This is a genomic window from Jezberella montanilacus, from assembly GCF_003003055.1.
GTDB classification, from domain to species: domain Bacteria; phylum Pseudomonadota; class Gammaproteobacteria; order Burkholderiales; family Burkholderiaceae_B; genus Zwartia; species Zwartia montanilacus.
The window spans coordinates 44954-60274 of record NZ_PVTV01000003.1; the positions used below are offsets into that span (position 1 = coordinate 44954).

11 protein-coding genes are annotated in these 15321 nt (G+C 50.5%); 8 read left to right on the top strand and 3 right to left on the bottom strand.

Features of this window, described 5'->3' with window-relative positions; translation table 11 throughout:
• The first annotated feature begins 35 nt into the window (after positions 1–35).
• Positions 36–641 (top strand): MSMEG_1061 family FMN-dependent PPOX-type flavoprotein, encoded by a 606-nt coding sequence (locus BCM14_RS01105; protein ID WP_106226190.1) that lies wholly within the window; start codon positions 36–38, stop codon positions 639–641.
• An 18-nt stretch (positions 642–659) separates the two neighbouring features.
• On the opposite strand, the gene BCM14_RS01110 is transcribed toward BCM14_RS01105, so the two are convergent.
• Both BCM14_RS01110 and BCM14_RS01115 read right to left on the bottom strand, forming a co-directional pair.
• Positions 660–1874 (bottom strand): ABC transporter substrate-binding protein, encoded by a 1215-nt coding sequence (locus tag BCM14_RS01110; RefSeq protein WP_106226167.1) that lies wholly within the window; start codon positions 1872–1874, stop codon positions 660–662.
• Between the two features lie 116 nt (positions 1875–1990).
• Entirely contained in the window at positions 1991–3688 is a 1698-nt protein-coding gene (locus tag BCM14_RS01115; protein ID WP_106226168.1) for a long-chain-fatty-acid--CoA ligase, read from the bottom strand.
• Between the two features lie 234 nt (positions 3689–3922).
• Here BCM14_RS01115 and BCM14_RS01120 point away from each other — a divergent pair, with 234 nt between their 5' ends.
• Genes BCM14_RS01120 through BCM14_RS01135 form a run of 4 tightly spaced genes read left to right on the top strand, consistent with a single transcriptional unit; the run spans position 3923 to position 10057 of the window.
• Entirely contained in the window at positions 3923–4564 is a 642-nt protein-coding gene (locus tag BCM14_RS01120) for a TetR/AcrR family transcriptional regulator (protein ID WP_259673347.1), read from the top strand.
• Between the two features lie 35 nt (positions 4565–4599).
• Positions 4600–6387 carry an acyl-CoA dehydrogenase C-terminal domain-containing protein gene (locus tag BCM14_RS01125; RefSeq protein WP_106226169.1) on the top strand — a complete coding sequence of 596 codons (1788 nt, stop codon included), beginning with the start codon at positions 4600–4602 and terminating at the stop codon, positions 6385–6387.
• A gap of 10 nt (positions 6388–6397) precedes the next feature.
• Positions 6398–8839, top strand: a complete 2442-nt coding sequence (locus tag BCM14_RS01130; RefSeq protein ID WP_106226170.1) for a 3-hydroxyacyl-CoA dehydrogenase/enoyl-CoA hydratase family protein — start codon at positions 6398–6400, stop codon at positions 8837–8839.
• Between the two features lie 21 nt (positions 8840–8860).
• Entirely contained in the window at positions 8861–10057 is a 1197-nt protein-coding gene (locus BCM14_RS01135; RefSeq protein WP_106226171.1) for an acetyl-CoA C-acyltransferase, read from the top strand.
• A 16-nt stretch (positions 10058–10073) separates the two neighbouring features.
• On the opposite strand, the gene BCM14_RS01140 is transcribed toward BCM14_RS01135, so the two are convergent.
• Entirely contained in the window at positions 10074–10748 is a 675-nt protein-coding gene (locus BCM14_RS01140; protein WP_106226172.1) for an outer membrane protein, read from the bottom strand.
• Between the two features lie 268 nt (positions 10749–11016).
• On the opposite strand from BCM14_RS01140, the gene BCM14_RS01145 reads away from it, so the two are divergent.
• Genes BCM14_RS01145 through BCM14_RS01155 form a run of 3 tightly spaced genes read left to right on the top strand, consistent with a single transcriptional unit; the run spans position 11017 to position 15303 of the window.
• Complete coding sequence (locus BCM14_RS01145) at positions 11017–13116, top strand: 3-hydroxyacyl-CoA dehydrogenase NAD-binding domain-containing protein (RefSeq protein WP_106226173.1); 2100 nt, start codon at positions 11017–11019, stop codon at positions 13114–13116.
• A 9-nt stretch (positions 13117–13125) separates the two neighbouring features.
• The gene (locus BCM14_RS01150; RefSeq protein ID WP_106226174.1) at positions 13126–14301 is read left to right on the top strand and encodes an acetyl-CoA C-acyltransferase; all 1176 of its coding nucleotides are present in this window, start codon (positions 13126–13128) and stop codon (positions 14299–14301) included.
• 15 nt (positions 14302–14316) lie between these two features.
• The gene (locus BCM14_RS01155; RefSeq protein WP_106226175.1) at positions 14317–15303 is read left to right on the top strand and encodes an acrylyl-CoA reductase family protein; all 987 of its coding nucleotides are present in this window, start codon (positions 14317–14319) and stop codon (positions 15301–15303) included.
• Positions 15304–15321 lie beyond the last annotated feature (18 nt).

Consider the following 15321-nt stretch of genomic DNA (forward strand, 5'->3'; position numbering starts at 1 on the left):
AGTTTAAGATGTATCGCATCAATCGTGAGGATGAAATGAAAATTGAGAGTTTTGAACAACTCAGGCAAGTTTATCCAGCCGCCAAAGAACGAGCCATCAAGAAGCAGCTAGCGTCGCTTGACGAGTATGCAAGGCAATACTTGTCGCTGTCCCCCTTTTTTGTCTTGGCGACCACGAATGCCGTCTATCAGACTGATGCGTCTCCTCGTGGGGGCGTGCCTGGTTTTGTGCAAGTCATCGATTCACAGACTTTACTGATACCGGATTCATCCGGTAATAATCGGCTTGATTCATTACAAAATATTGTCGAAACCGGTCGAATTGCTATGCTGTTTATGATCCCCGGGTTTGACGAGACCTTGCGCATTAATGGTCGGGCCTTGATTAGTAATGATGACGCGTTGCTTGCCCGATTCTCTGGCCTTGAGCGAGCCCCGAGAGCGGTTATTCAAGTGCAGATCGAGGATGTATACCTGCATTGTCCTAAGGCTTTCATGCGGTCGCAACTCTGGACCGCTGAGGCGCTTGCCAATCGCTCCGTCATGCCCACCATGAATGAGATGATTTATAAGCAAACCAACAGCACTGGGCCAATGGAGACCCAGGAGCAGATGTTGGCTAGATATCAGGCAGAGCTTTGACCTGAAACGTAAAAAGCATTATTTACCGTAGAGCTTGCCAAATAACACCCAGCCTTTTCCATCCCAGCGAGCCATCATCTCACGCTCGATCGGCGAAAAATCATCGGCCCCAGTCTGAATGTTGACGCCCGGCAGTAACATTGGCAATTGCAGATCGTTGATACTAGCAGCCTGTTTCATGATGTTTTCACGAGTCAGGTTGTCTCCGCATTTCTTGAGCACTTCGACTAGTGTCTGAGCGGCGTTGTAGCCAAAAACGTTATTGATATCCTTCAAATCACCTTGAGGGGCATACTTCTTCATGAAGTCAGCCCAGTCTTTGAATTCTTTGGTGTCAAACCACTGAGGGTCGGTAGGGTCTTTTTGGTATAGAGCCGTGACAATGCCAAGCCCATTCTCAGCACCAGCTGGATTCATGACAGAACCAACCGAGTTTGAGATCGAGTTCAGATACTGAGTTGGTTTCCAGCCGATTTCAGCTGCTTTTTTGATCGCCTGAGCTGCGAACTTTGGTGTCGTCACATTAAAAAATGTATCGGCTCCCGATGCTTTTAGCTGGATCATTTGACTATCAACCGTTGGATCCGTTGATTCATAGGTGACTTTGGCAACGATCATGGTTGCCGCTTTATCACCCAAGCCATCTTCAAAACCTTTGAGATAATCCTTGCCGTAATCATCGTTCTGCATCAGCACCGCAATTTTTGCGTTGGGCTTGGTTTCAAGTATGTGTTGAGCGTAGTTTTTTGCCTCGGCGTAATAATTCGGCTGCCATCCCATCGTCCAGGGGAAATTTTTCGGATCGCCGAATTTGGTTGCACCCGTTGCGACGAATAGCTGAGGGATTCCCTTGTTATTCATGTACTTTTGGATCGCACTGTTTTGCGCAGTACCCAGACTTTGAAAAATAAACAGAACCTTATCCTGCTCAATGAGCTTGCGAGTCTGCTCGACACTTTTTGGTGGTGAATAGGCGTCGTCGTAGCTGATAAATTTGATTTTGCGCCCGTTGATGCCGCCCTCAGCATTGATTTTTTCAAAGTAAGCGGTTTCTATCTTGCCGATCGCGCCGTATGCAGAAGCGGGTCCGGAGTAAGGCCCGAAATGACCGATGATGATTTCTGTGTCGCTTGCGCCAACATCATATTTTTTTTCAGCTAAAGCAGGGCTGATTGCAAGCCCACACATTATGCCGATCAGCAGATTCGAGAGCAACGATCGTTTTTTTGTCATTTTTATCCTCCTCCGGTTTTTGGCCACGTTTACGTTGCCTTGAATACTGTTTAGTTCTTCGGTTTAGTCCTGTCAATGGTGGCTTACACGGGGATCCGTCGGTCATCCCTCACTCTCTACTTTGTCCGATTCTCGCGTGCGGCGATCTCTCGTAACTCACGGCGCAGAATCTTTCCGACGTTAGTTTTTGGTAACTCGTCTCTGAACTGGATCAGTTTGGGGCGTTTGTAATTTGTGAGCTCTTGCTTGCAGTATTCAAATACCTGCTCCTCAGTCAGACTGGGATCACTTTTCACGATAAAGACCATCACGGCTTCGCCGCTTTTTTCATTCGGGATACCGATGACTGCAGTTTCCAATACACCGGGCATTTTGGCGATGACTTCTTCAAGCTCATTGGGATACACATTGAACCCTGACACATTAATCATGTCTTTCTTTCGGTCGACAATCTTGGTGTAGCCGTCTTGGTTCATGACGCCGATGTCGCCGGACTTGAAGAATCCGTCCTTGGTGAACACTTGTTTGGTGTCTTCTGGCCTGTTCCAGTAGCCCGCCATCACCTGTGGGCCTCTGATGCATACCTCGCCCGGCGTCCCAAATGGCACTTCACGCTCGTTATTATCCAGAATAACGACTTCAGTACCGGGTACCGGCAATCCGATTGTTCCAGTAAAGCCAGTAATTAAGGTGCTGTTGACGCAAGCAACAGGGGATGTCTCAGACAGGCCATAGCCCTCGACAATCGGCACGCCTGTTGCGGCCTGCCACTGGTCTGCCACCACTTGTTGGACGGCCATGCCCCCACCGATGGCAACAAGGAGGTTGGGTAGCTTAACTTCTAAGAATTCGGGACGCCGAACCAACGCATTAAACAAGGTGTTTACCGCAGGAAAAATATGGATACCGGGATGAGAATCCAGTAGTTTGATCAAACTCGCTATGTCGCGTGGATTAGGGACTAGTATCAGCAGACCGCCCTTACGCATCCCGAAAAGTGCGCAGGCAGTTAAAGCGAAGATGTGATACATAGGCAAAGCACATAAGAACACGAGCTGTTCAATATGCTTGTTTCGCATCGCCGGCTCAAGCCACAAATCGGTCTGCATCACATTGGCAAGAATATTTCTGTGCATAAGTGTGGCAGCTTTTGCCACCCCTGTTGTACCGCCCGTGTATTGCAGAAACGCGATATCGTTTAAAGAGATCTCTGGTCTGATCACCGTTCGCTTGGCTCCAAGCTTCACCGCGGCCCTAAAGCTTATGTGAGGCAGATGCCAAGCGGGCACTGCTTTTTTCACATGACGCACGACAAAGTCAACCAGTTTTCCCTTCAATCCGATCAATTCACCCAGGCTCGTGACAATCGTTTTCTTGAGCGAGACTTCGGTCAAAATTTGCCCAAGGACGTGGGCGAAATTTTCTAGAATAATCAAAACGGACGCCCCACTATCTGTTAACTGGTGCTGCAGCTCACGGGCAGTGTAGAGTGGATTGACATTGACCACGATATAGCCAGCTCGCAGGATGCCTAGCATTGCAATCTGAAACTGCGGGATATTAGGCAGCATGATGGCAACGCGCGCCCCAGGTTCTAAGCCCAGACCTTGCAAATAAGCAGCAAAGTTTTGTGAAAAATTGTTCAGATCACGATAAGTCATGAACTTGCCCATGTACTCGCAAGCATTGCGATCCGGATACTGAGCAAAAGACACTTCGAACATGTCTACTAACGAGTCATATGGCAGCGTGCCAAGGTCGTGTGGGACACCTTCGGGGTAGCTTTTGAGCCAGGGCTTACTGGGGTTCGTCATCGTGACAGCTCTTAGTAATGGTTATTCGATCAGGGTATTAACAACAAGTTTTCATCATGCGTAAGTCTGTTGACGCAATAACATCACTAATTCAGGCCCTTCGGTAGATCGGGTTTTCCCGCAATTATTTATGCGGCACTGCAAAAACTGTTTTCTTACTGCGTCATTTAGCAATATCTGATTTAATATAAACGAACGATCGTATTATTTATTATCTCTGTTTACCATTCTTAAATGCGCGAACTCATGCTTGAGCAAACGATCAACCCAACTTTCTCGATCGAGCCTAAAAAAGGGCTCGTGACTAAAGCGTTAATCCTTAGCGCAGCTTTAGACATTGCTAGCAAGTCTGGGCTTGAAGGAATCACAATTGGTACGCTGGCCGAAACGGTCAGTATGAGCAAGAGTGGGGTGTTTGCGCATTTTGGATCACGAGAAGACTTGCAGGTCGAGGTCGTTAGAGAATACCGACAGCGCTTTAAAGAATTGGTTTTTTTGCCTGCTCTTTCAAAGTCAAAGGGTTTGCCGCGTTTATTACATATGCTTAATGCATGGCTGAAGATGAGCACGGGTGCTGACACGTCAAGCTGCTTTTTTATCGCTGGCGCGGCCGAATTCGATGATCGCCCCGGTATCGTACGAGACGAGCTGAAACAAAGCGTGGAAGACTGGCGGGCCGCACTGCTCAGGGCGATTAACGAGTCAGTGTCGAGCGGACATCTCAAGAAAACGGTAGACGCAAACGCTCTTTTGTTTCAGGTGTACAGCATCGTACTAGGTGTGCACCATGACGCCCGCTTTTTGCAGAACACTAAAAGCCTCGCCCTGGCTAAGAAGTTGATCAAACAAATTATCTCTGATCACCAAGCAAAGTGATCATCCCATTATTTTCCTGGCTACTCTGAAAAATCATGCCTAAATACACCCCACCGTTGCGCGATATTCATTTTGTTATCCACGAATTGCTGAGTGCTGAGAAAATATTTGCCAGCTTGCCAGCCTACAAAGAGGTCGATAAAGAGACACTTAATCAGATTATTGAAGAGGCAGGCAAATTTGCCAGTGAGATCGCTTTTCCTTTGAATCAAGTGGGCGATAAAGAGGGTTGCGTGCGCCGAGATGACGGTTCAGTTAGCACACCGGCTGGATTTAAAGAGGCTTACGCGCAATACGTCGAAGGTGGGTGGCCCTCTCTTTCGTGCGATCCTGAATACGGTGGCCAAGGATTACCGCAATTGCTCAACACGGTTTTGTATGAAATGTTGAATTCAGCGAATCAAGCTTGGGCTATGTATCCCGGACTGTCTCACGGTGCATACGAATGCCTTCACGCGCACGGCACGCCGGAGCAGAAGAAACTTTATCTGGACAAACTCGTTTCGGGCCTTTGGACAGGGACGATGTGCCTGACTGAACCACATTGTGGGACAGATCTCGGGATGCTGAGAACCACAGCGCACGCCACGTCGGATGGTGCTTATTCTGTTACCGGCACCAAAATCTTCATCTCGAGCGGTGAGCATGATTTGTCTGAAAATATCATCCACCTCGTGCTGGCAAGGCTTCCCGATTCTCCGAAGGGGACAAAAGGGATTTCTCTTTTCGCTGTTCCGAAATTTTTAGTTAATCCTGATGGTTCACTGGGCGAGCGAAATCGTGTTTCGTGCGGATCGCTTGAACACAAAATGGGTATTCACGGCAATGCAACGTGTGTGATGAACTTTGATGGCGCGCTGGGTAGTTTGGTCGGCGAACCTCACAAGGGCCTCAGCGCAATGTTTGTCATGATGAATGCAGCCCGCCTTGGCGTCGGCATGCAAAGCCTCGGGTTGACAGAGGTGGCTTATCAAAATTCAGTGGCCTATGCAAAGGACCGCCTGCAAATGCGCAGCCTGACCGGGCCAAAAGAGCCGGATAAAGCAGCCGATCCGATCATCGTTCATCCAGATGTCCGCAGAATGCTGTTGACGCAAAGGGCGTATTCGGAGGGTGCCCGAGCCTTTGCCTATTGGGTCGCACTGATGATCGACACTGAGCTCAATCATCCCGACGACGACGTTCGCAAAGATACGGCAGATATGGTGACCTTGTTGACACCGATTGTGAAGGCCTTCCTGACAGATAACGCATTTACTGCAACAAACGAAGGATTGCAGGTATTCGGCGGACATGGCTACATCGCTGAATGGGGGATGGAGCAATATGTCAGGGATGCGCGAATCACTATGATTTATGAGGGCACCAACACGATCCAGTCGCTCGACTTATTAGGGCGAAAAGTGCTGGGTGATATGGGACAGAAGCTGCGAAAGTTTGGCAAGATTGTCGAGGCTTTCATTGAAGACGAGGGTGTTCGTAAGGATATGCAGGAATTTATTGATCCCTTGGCAGATCTGGCTTCGAAAGTCGAGAAGTTGACTAAAGAAATTGGCATGAAGGCCATGATGAATCATGACGAAGTGGGGGCTGCTGCCGTACCTTATCTCAGGTTGGTCGGTCATCTGGTCTATGCCTATTTCTTTGCACGCATGGCCAAGATCGCCCTGACGAATAAAGCCAGCCCGGATTCTTTCTATCAGGCGAAACTTTTCACGGCCAGGTTCTACTTTGCAAAACTGTTACCTGAAACAGCCCAGTTGATTCGTGCGGCCAGCGCGGGATCAAAGACCTTAATGGCAATGCCTGCCGATCTTTTTTAAGTGAACTGCTATGACTGACCGAAAACTGATTAAAAGAGTAGCCGTCCTTGGCGCAGGCGTGATGGGTGCGCAAATTGCAGCGCATTGCATTAACGTTGGGATTCCTGTCTTGCTGTTCGATCTGGCGTCTCAACCTGTCGAAGGTAAAGCCGTCAATAAAAATGCGATCGCGTTAAAGGCAATTGAAAATCTGAAGAAGGCAAAACCAGCACCCCTTGGATTGGCTGACCGAGCCAGCCTGATTCAAGCAGCCAACTACGATGACGATCTGAATCTGCTGGCCGATTGCGAATTGATTATCGAGGCAATCGCAGAAAGACTTGACTGGAAGCATACCCTCTATGAAAAGGTGGCGCCGCATATCCCTGAGCATGCAATATTTGCAACGAATACATCGGGCCTGTCTATCGGCGCCTTGGCTAAAGGGTTTCCGGATGATCTGAAGAAACGATTTTGCGGCGTGCATTTCTTCAATCCACCACGTTACATGCATTTGCTGGAGTTGATTCCTGCAGACGATACCGATTCGGCGGTGTTGGATGAACTTGAAACGTTCATGACGTCGACGATGGGTAAAGGGGTAGTGAGAGCTAAGGACACGCCAAACTTTGTGGGTAATCGTGTAGGCGTTTTTTCCATTTTGGCTGTCATTGAGGAAGCAAGAAAATATGGGCTGAGCTTTGATGCAGTGGACGCAATCACGGGGAGCAAATTAGGCCGATCCAAATCTGCAACGTTTCGAACCAGCGACGTGGTTGGGTTAGACACGCTCGCGCATGTCATCAAGACCATGGAAGACTCCTTACCAGACGATCCTTTCGCTCACTTATTCAAGACACCAGATGTCTTAGCGAAATTGATTGCGAAGGGCGCGCTAGGACAAAAAACGCAAGCAGGGTTTTATCGTAAAGAGGGTAAAAAAGTTCTCGTCCTGAACCCGGATACGATGGATTACCAACCTTCTGACACAACCAGTTCGCCACTGATTGATCGCATTCTCAAGAAACCGATAGCCGAGCGACTTGAGCTACTCAGAACAACGGATGATCCGCAGGCTCAGTTTTTATGGGCGATCTTTCGGGATATTTTCCATTACTGTGCAATTCATTTGGGTGATATTGCCGAGTCGGCACGAGAGATTGATCTAGCCATGCGATGGGGTTATGGCTGGGATAGCGGTCCGTTCGAGGATTGGCAAGCGGCAGGCTGGATACAAGTTGCAGGCTGGATTAAAGAGGATATTGATCAAGGAAAGGCCTTAAGCAATGCGCCCTTGCCTGAGTGGGTATTTGCGGCGAGCATGAGTGCAAGTCAAGCTGTTCATACTCCAGAGGGTTCGTGGTCAGCGTCGGCCAATCAATATATTTCGCGCTCGAGCTTGCCCGTCTACAAAAAGCAGGTTTTCCGTGCACCCCTGCTCGGTGATGGTTCGCCCGATCCCAGCACTGCGGGTTCGACTGTTTATGAAAATTCAGACCTTCGGGTATGGGTCGAGACCAGTCAGCCCGAGGTATTGATTGCGTCGTTCCGATCCAAAATGAACACTTTCAGTGCTGACGTATTGAACGGACTGCAACAAGCAGTCGATCTGGCTGAGGCGAATTATGCGGGTTTAGTTATCTGGCAAACAGCGTCCTTGAAGCTCGGTACGCCTGGTGGGCCTTTTTCTGCCGGTGCCAACCTCGAAGGTGCAATCCCACTCGTCATGAAGTCTGGCCCTGCAGGTGTCGAACCGCTGGTGAAGCTTTTTCAAGACACCATGATGAAAGTGAAGTACGCGCAAGTGCCGGTGGTTGCTGCGGTTGCCGGTATTGCGCTAGGTGGTGGCTGTGAATTGCTGTTGCACGCCTCAAGGCGGGTGGCTGCCATGGAAAGTTTTATCGGTCTGGTAGAAATTGGTGTGGGCTTGCTGCCGGCAGGCGGAGGGCTTAAAGAAGCCGCGATTCGCGCAGCGGTCGGTATTGAACACGCAGGCAACACAAATTATCTGGACTTCCTCAAAACCTCCTTTGAGAATGCGGCGATGGCTAAAGTGTCATCGTCTGCACAAGAGGCCATGAAAATGGCTTATCTTCAAAAAGGCGACATCCTGGTGGCAAACGTTTATGAGTTGCTGGCGCAGGCCCAGAATCAAGTTAAGTCAATGCACTATGCAGGCTATCGAGCGCCAATCCAGACGCTGATCCCAGTTGGCGGACGGTCGGTGATTTCAACGGTGAGGGGACAACTGGCCAATATGCGCGACGGGGGCTTTATTTCTGAGCACGATGCCCACATTGCGCACAAAATCATTCATGTTCTGGCGGGTGGTGATGTGGATGCAGGAACGCTTGTCACTGAGGATTGGTTGCTCAAGCTGGAACGTCAAGCCTTTATAGACTTGATCGGGCATCCCAAGACGATGGAAAGAATAATGGGCCTGATCCAAACTGGCAAACCCCTTAGAAATTGATTGCTCGAGAAAATATTCATCATGAAACCAATTAAAGAAGCTTACATCGTTGCCGCGACAAGAAGCCCTGTCGGCAAATCAGGCAGAGGGGCCTTGAGGAACACACGCCCAGACGATTTGCTTGGTTACGCGCTCAAGCACGTTCTTACGCAAGTCCCAACGCTGGATCCGGCTGCGATTGAAGATGCCATCATCGGCTGCGCAATGCCCGAGGCTCAGCAAGGATTAAACATTGCACGTCAAGCCTTACTGTTTGGCGGACTCCCCAATACGGTTGGTGGCGTGACGATCAATCGCTTTTGCTCTTCAGGCTTGAATGCGATAGCGATGGCGGCAGATCGTATTCGAGTGGGCGAGGCTGACGTCATGATCGCTGGTGGTGTCGAGTCCATGAGCATGGTGCCGATGGGCGGGAACACGCCATCGCTTTCCCCGAGTATCTTTCTGAGCGATGAAAACATTGGTCTCGCTTACGGGATGGGCTTAACTGCTGAGAAAGTAGCGCAGCAATGGAAGGTCAGTCGTGAAGACCAAGACGCCTTTGCCTTAGCGTCGCATCAGAAAGCGATCGCTGCGCAAACGGCGGGAGAGTTTGCTGATGAGCTATTCTCGGTCAAGCTTGCCAACCGATCCATGGATTTAGCGCGAGGTGAAGTGGCTCTTCAGTGGAGCGAGTTCAGCAAAGACGAAGGTCCTCGCCACGATACCTCTCTCGCAGCACTTGGCAAGTTAAAGTCGCCTTTTGCTTATGGGGGTAGCGTAACAGCTGGCAACAGCTCTCAAACGTCCGACGGCGCGGGTGCGTTGATTCTTGCTAGCGAAGACGCTATCAAGACCTTTGGCCTGACGCCGTTAGCCCGTTTTGTCAGTTTTGCAGTGCGGGGTGTACCGCCTGAGATTATGGGTATTGGGCCTAAAGAGGCGATTCCTGCGGTTTTGAAAAAGGCCGGCTTAAGCTTGCAAGACATAGACTGGATTGAGCTGAACGAGGCCTTCGCAGCTCAGGCTTTAGCCGTCATAAGGGATTTGCAACTGAACTCAAGTAAAGTGAATCCCTTAGGTGGAGCAATCGCCTTGGGTCATCCACTGGGTGCTACCGGTGCGCTCAGGGCTGCAACAGCGCTTCATGCTTTACAAAGAAGAAACCTGCGATACGCCATGGTCACCATGTGTGTTGGCATGGGCATGGGTGCCGCAGGTTTATTTGAGCGCTGTTGAACGACAGCGCCCGAGTTTAGAATCTCCAGCCGATACCAATATAACCGTCCACAGCTGATGCATTGATTGTGCCGCTCAAGGCAGAGTAAGGCACATTCACGTTGCCGTAGTTGGCGTAATTGATTTCCGCGTAACCATACAAACCACCGGTGATAATTTGCTTATAGCCAAGGCCTATTACATAGCCATTCAAAGTAGAGGTGGCAGTGCCATAGGCGGCTGAATTGGTGTTGGCCGTGGTCCCGGTAAAGCCTGCTTTAGCGTAAATCAGTTTCTCACTATCGATAGCGAAACCCGGCTGCAGCGAAATTGAGTAAGAGTTACTGATGCTGTAGGTGCCGGGTGACTGACTCACCCCCAGCGGTGTGGTTATCAATACCGTGTAATTTGCGGATGAACTGGTGCCGGGGATGATGCCTGCTGCGATACCCAAGGTCCAGGGGCCTGACAAGGCGAACGTGTAACCAGCGGTAACGGTGCCAACAGCTGTGACCAGGTCATCTTTCGTTGCAGTATAGGGATAGGCATTCAAGTATTTGCCACCAGAAAATCCGGGCGAGAAGTCTGCTACACCAACGCCAGCTTGTACCGAGAATCCTTTCCATGCCTCTGACTGCGCAAAAGAAGCGCTCGCACCTAGACTCAGTACGCCCGTTGCCACGATGCCGGCTAATAATTTGGCTTTTTTCATGATTGCTCCGATTTTATTTAATGTTTTTGTGGATAGCTTTGCAGCGTAACCATAGGATCAACTTTAGAGATTGATTTTGCAAAGGACAATAATCGTTTTCCCTTGCAAATCAATGCTTGGAGGACTAAAAAAGCCCTGAGACATAGTCAATGCAAGCCAGTCGAGAAGGTGATTTCCTCGTCTGTGTGAATTTTTGGGATCAACCTGTTTTATATTGGATGACAACAAATAAAATTAGCCATTCAAAAAAATTAATAAAGGAGACTGCATGAGTGCTCAATACGCTGTTCATGGCGAGGTGGCCGTGATTTCGCTCGATAATCCGCCTGTTAATGGTCTTGGTCTCTCTACCCGTCTGGCGATCGCGGACGGGGTACAAAAAGCGCTGTCTGATCCGGCGGTTAACGCCATCGTGTTGACAGGGCAAGGCAGGGCGTTTTCAGGTGGCGCGGACATTCGCGAGTTCGGTACGCCTAAGGCAACCCAAGAGCCTCACTTGAGCAGCGTGATTAGTCTGATCGAAAACTGTACTAAACCTGTTGTTGCTGCCGTCCACTCCATTGCCATGGGTGGTGGTTTGGAGCTGGCCTTGGGTTGCCATTATCGAGTGGCCGCACCTGGCGCAGATATCGCTTTGCCCGAAGTAAAACTAGGTATCTTGCCCGGTGCAGGGGGCACGCAGCGCCTGCCGCGCGTGCTTGGTGTTGAGCCTGCGCTCAACATGATCGTAAGTGGCGAGCCTGTCAAGAGTGAAAAGCTTGCAGCCTTGCCCGGTCAGAAGCTATTCGACAAGATGGCCGCGAGCGCTGCTTCTTTGTTGGACGAAGCCATTGCATTTGCTCGTGGCATATCTGCCATTCGGCCTCTGCCGCGCGTGCGCGATTTGCCCTGTTCGCACCCACAAGGCGACGCGTATTTTCAATTTGCTCGCAACATGATTGCGGGCGTTTCGAAAAACTATCCTGCTCCATTGAAGTGTCTCGAAGCGGTGCAAGCCGCAACAACGAACAAGTTCGATGATGGGATGCGTGTTGAGCGGGAGGGTTTTCTGAGTCTGGTGACAACGCCCGAGTCGAAAGCGCTGAGGCACATGTTCTTTGCCCAACGCGCCGCCTCCAAGATTGACGACGTACCCGCTGATACGCCCAAGCGTGAAATCAAAACAGTCGCCGTGATTGGTGCGGGCACCATGGGTGGCGGCATCAGCATGAACTTCTTGAATGCGGGGATTCCGGTCAGGATCCTTGAAACGAAGCAAGAGGCCTTGGATAAAGGGCTTGCGACCATTCAGAAAAACTATCAAGCGCAAGTCAAGAAGGGCAAGCTCAAAGAAGAAGTGTTTCAACAACGCATGAGTTTGTTGACACCGACACTGAGTTATGAAGACATCAAGGATGTTGATCTGGTTATCGAGGCTGTGTTTGAAGAAATTGGCGTGAAAGAACTGGTCTTTAAAAAGCTCGATGAGGTGATGAGACCAGGTGCTATTCTGGCATCAAATACCTCGACACTTGACGTCAATGCGATCGCTCACTTCACCAAACGGCCACAAGACGTGGTGGGCATGCACTTCTTTAGTCCTGCTAATGTCATGAAGCTGCTCGAAGTGGTTCGTGGTGCGGCGACCGCTAAAGATGTCATGGCGACTGTCATGGATGTCGCGAAACGGATTAAGAAGACGGCTGTCGTTTCTGGTGTCTGTGATGGCTTTATTGGCAACCGTATGATTGAACAGTATGTTCGTCAAGCAGGTTTTCTAATCGAAGAAGGCTGCACACCACAACAAGTCGATAAGGCAATCGAGAAGTTTGGCTTTGCGATGGGCCCATTCAGAATGGGGGATCTAGCTGGCAACGATATTGGTTGGGCGATCCGCAAGCGTCGTTATTTAGAAAAGCCCCATATGAAATACAGCAAGATCGCTGACCTGCTTTGCGAACAAGGTCGCTATGGTCAAAAAGTCGGCAAAGGCTGGTACGACTATCTTGATGGCAAACGCGATGCAATCCCGAACAAAGATGTTGAAGCGATGATCGTTAAATATCGCGCTGATGCAGGCATTACAGCGCGTAAAATTTCTGATGAAGAAATTGTCCAGCGCCTTGTGTTCTCTATGGTCAACGAAGCTGCCCATATTTTGGAAGAGGGCATTGCCGCCCGCGCGAGCGATATCGATATTGTCTATACGACCGGTTATGGATTCCCTGTCTATCGCGGTGGCCCAATGTTGTATGCAGATCAGTTTGGTCTGTTCAATGTTGTGCAAGCGATGAACCGCTTTGCACAAAACCCTTATGACGATGGGCAATTCTGGCAACCCGCCCCGTTGCTCGCGCGCTTGGTCGCCGATGGCAAATCATTCAATTAAGGATAAATCATGACTAACGCCGTTATTGTTTCGACTGCTCGTACCCCCTTGGCTAAAAGCTGGCGTGGTGCTTTCAACATGACTCACGGTGCCACGCTTGGAGGCCATGTTGTGAAACACGCTATTCAGCGAGCCGGCATCGAGGCTGCAGAGGTTGAAGATGTGATCATGGGATGCGCGAGCCCAGAGGGTGCGACGGGTGCCAATATCGCCCGCCAAATCGCTTTGATGGCGGATTGCCCCGTCAACGTGTCAGGCATGACAGTTAATCGATTTTGTTCGTCAGGTCTTCAAGCGATTGCGCTCGCGTCGCAGCGGGTGATCGCTGGCGAAGGTGATGTCTATGTTGCGGGGGGGGTCGAAAGTATTTCTTGTGTGCAGCAAGAGATGAATCGTCACATGATCAATGATCTTGCTCTGCTCGCTAAAAAGCCCGAGATCTACTGGAATATGCTGCAGACGGCTGAGCAAGTTGCCAAGCGTTACAACATCGGGCGGGAGGTGATGGATGAGTACGGCGCGTCGAGTCAGCAAAAGGCCTGCGCAGCCCAGGCTGCCGGTAAATTCAATGACGAGATTGCGCCGATCACCGTGCAAGCTGGCGTCGTGGACAAGGTGATGGGGATGACGACACGACAAGTCACTGTCAGTGTCGATGAAGGCTTGCGCGAGGGTACAACTAAAGAAGGCATCTCAGGTATCAAACCCGCAATTCCTGGTGGGGTGGTGTCTGCGGGCAACGCAAGCCAATTCTCAGATGGGGCGGGTGCTTGCGTGATCATGAGCGAAGAACGCGCGACTAAGCGTAATCTTATTCCGCTGGGGCGTTTTCTCGGCTTTGCCGTTGCGGGATGTGAGCCAGATGAGATGGGTATCGGGCCTGTTTACGCCGTCCCGAAAGTACTTAAACGCTTAGGCTTGACCGTCGGGGATATAGATCTTTGGGAATTAAACGAAGCCTTTGCTGTACAGGTGTTGTATTGTCGTGACAAGCTGGGTATCCCGGCTGAACTCCTTAATGTGAACGGCGGTGCGATTGCCGTGGGCCATCCCTACGGTGTGAGCGGGCAGCGGCTGACTGGTCACGCTTTGGTTGAAGGTAAGCGCCGTGGTGCCAAGCGGGTCTGTGTCACCATGTGTATCGGGGGTGGTATGGGTGCTGCAGGTGTATTTGAGGTTTTTTAACAAGGGATGCAACTAATGAGAACCTTTAAAGCGTTTCGTTTACTCGCCGGGGATAAAGAACCCGTTAGAACCGTGGCTGAATTAACGGTCGACGACCTGAGCCCCGGTAATGTCGTGATACAGATTGCTTACTCGAGCATCAATTACAAGGATGCCTTGGCCTCGAAAGGCCTGAACGCCATCATCCGGACATGGCCACGCATCACAGGGATCGACTTTGTCGGGACAGTTATTGACTCTGCGGATGTCCGTTTTAAGGCTGGTGACGGGGTCGTTGTGCATGGTTTTGGTATGGGGGTGGATCACGATGGGGGGCATGCGCAAGTTGCACGCGTGAATGCTGACTGGGTGATGCCGCTGCCTAAAGGGCTTAGCCTCTTTGAAGCTGGTGTGATTGGTGCGGCCGGTTTTACCGCCATGTACTCTCTGCACCTCATGGAGCTCAATGGTTTGCAGCCTTCGCAGGGCTCAATATTGGTCAATGGCGCCACAGGTGGTGTGGCCAGCGTGGCGATTGATATTCTGTCTGGTCGAGGCTATCACGTTACCGCGATGACTGGCAAAGCGCACGAAACAGATTATCTCAAGAAACTGGGCGCCGCTGAGGTCATCGGTCGAGTTGAGCCTCAGGCTAATCCCAAACCACTCGAGAAGGCGCAATGGGCTGGTGCAATCGATTCGGTAGGTGGGTCAACGCTCGCCTGGTTGACAAGAACTGTCAAGCCTGAGGGCGTGATTGCAGCTTTTGGTAACGCCGGTGGCTTAGCGCTAGAGACCACGGTGCTGCCTTTTATCCTCAGAGGTGTTAGGTTGTTGGGGGTGAATGCCAACCCCCTGATGCCTTTGAGACAAAAGCTATGGGATCAAATCGCAAACGACTATCGACCCACGCATTTGAACGACATTGCTCGCGTCATCTCGATTGATGAACTGCCTACCTACCTCGATCTTACCTTGGCGGGACAAATCAGAGGGCGCACGGTTGTCGATATGAGTGGTTGATGTTTTATTCGATATGGC

Excerpts from the sequence above, each read along its gene's own strand:
- BCM14_RS01105 (WP_106226190.1), top strand. The coding sequence starts at position 36 with ATGAAAATTGAGAGTTTTGAACAACTCAGGCAAGTTTATCCAGCCGCC.
- BCM14_RS01110 (WP_106226167.1), bottom strand. The coding sequence starts at position 1,874 with ATGACAAAAAAACGATCGTTGCTCTCGAATCTGCTGATCGGCATAATG.
- BCM14_RS01115 (WP_106226168.1), bottom strand. The coding sequence starts at position 3,688 with ATGACGAACCCCAGTAAGCCCTGGCTCAAAAGCTACCCCGAAGGTGTC.
- BCM14_RS01120 (WP_259673347.1), top strand. The coding sequence starts at position 3,923 with ATGCGCGAACTCATGCTTGAGCAAACGATCAACCCAACTTTCTCGATC.
- BCM14_RS01125 (WP_106226169.1), top strand. The coding sequence starts at position 4,600 with ATGCCTAAATACACCCCACCGTTGCGCGATATTCATTTTGTTATCCAC.
- BCM14_RS01130 (WP_106226170.1), top strand. The coding sequence starts at position 6,398 with ATGACTGACCGAAAACTGATTAAAAGAGTAGCCGTCCTTGGCGCAGGC.
- BCM14_RS01135 (WP_106226171.1), top strand. The coding sequence starts at position 8,861 with ATGAAACCAATTAAAGAAGCTTACATCGTTGCCGCGACAAGAAGCCCT.
- BCM14_RS01140 (WP_106226172.1), bottom strand. The coding sequence starts at position 10,748 with ATGAAAAAAGCCAAATTATTAGCCGGCATCGTGGCAACGGGCGTACTG.
- BCM14_RS01145 (WP_106226173.1), top strand. The coding sequence starts at position 11,017 with ATGAGTGCTCAATACGCTGTTCATGGCGAGGTGGCCGTGATTTCGCTC.
- BCM14_RS01150 (WP_106226174.1), top strand. The coding sequence starts at position 13,126 with ATGACTAACGCCGTTATTGTTTCGACTGCTCGTACCCCCTTGGCTAAA.
- BCM14_RS01155 (WP_106226175.1), top strand. The coding sequence starts at position 14,317 with ATGAGAACCTTTAAAGCGTTTCGTTTACTCGCCGGGGATAAAGAACCC.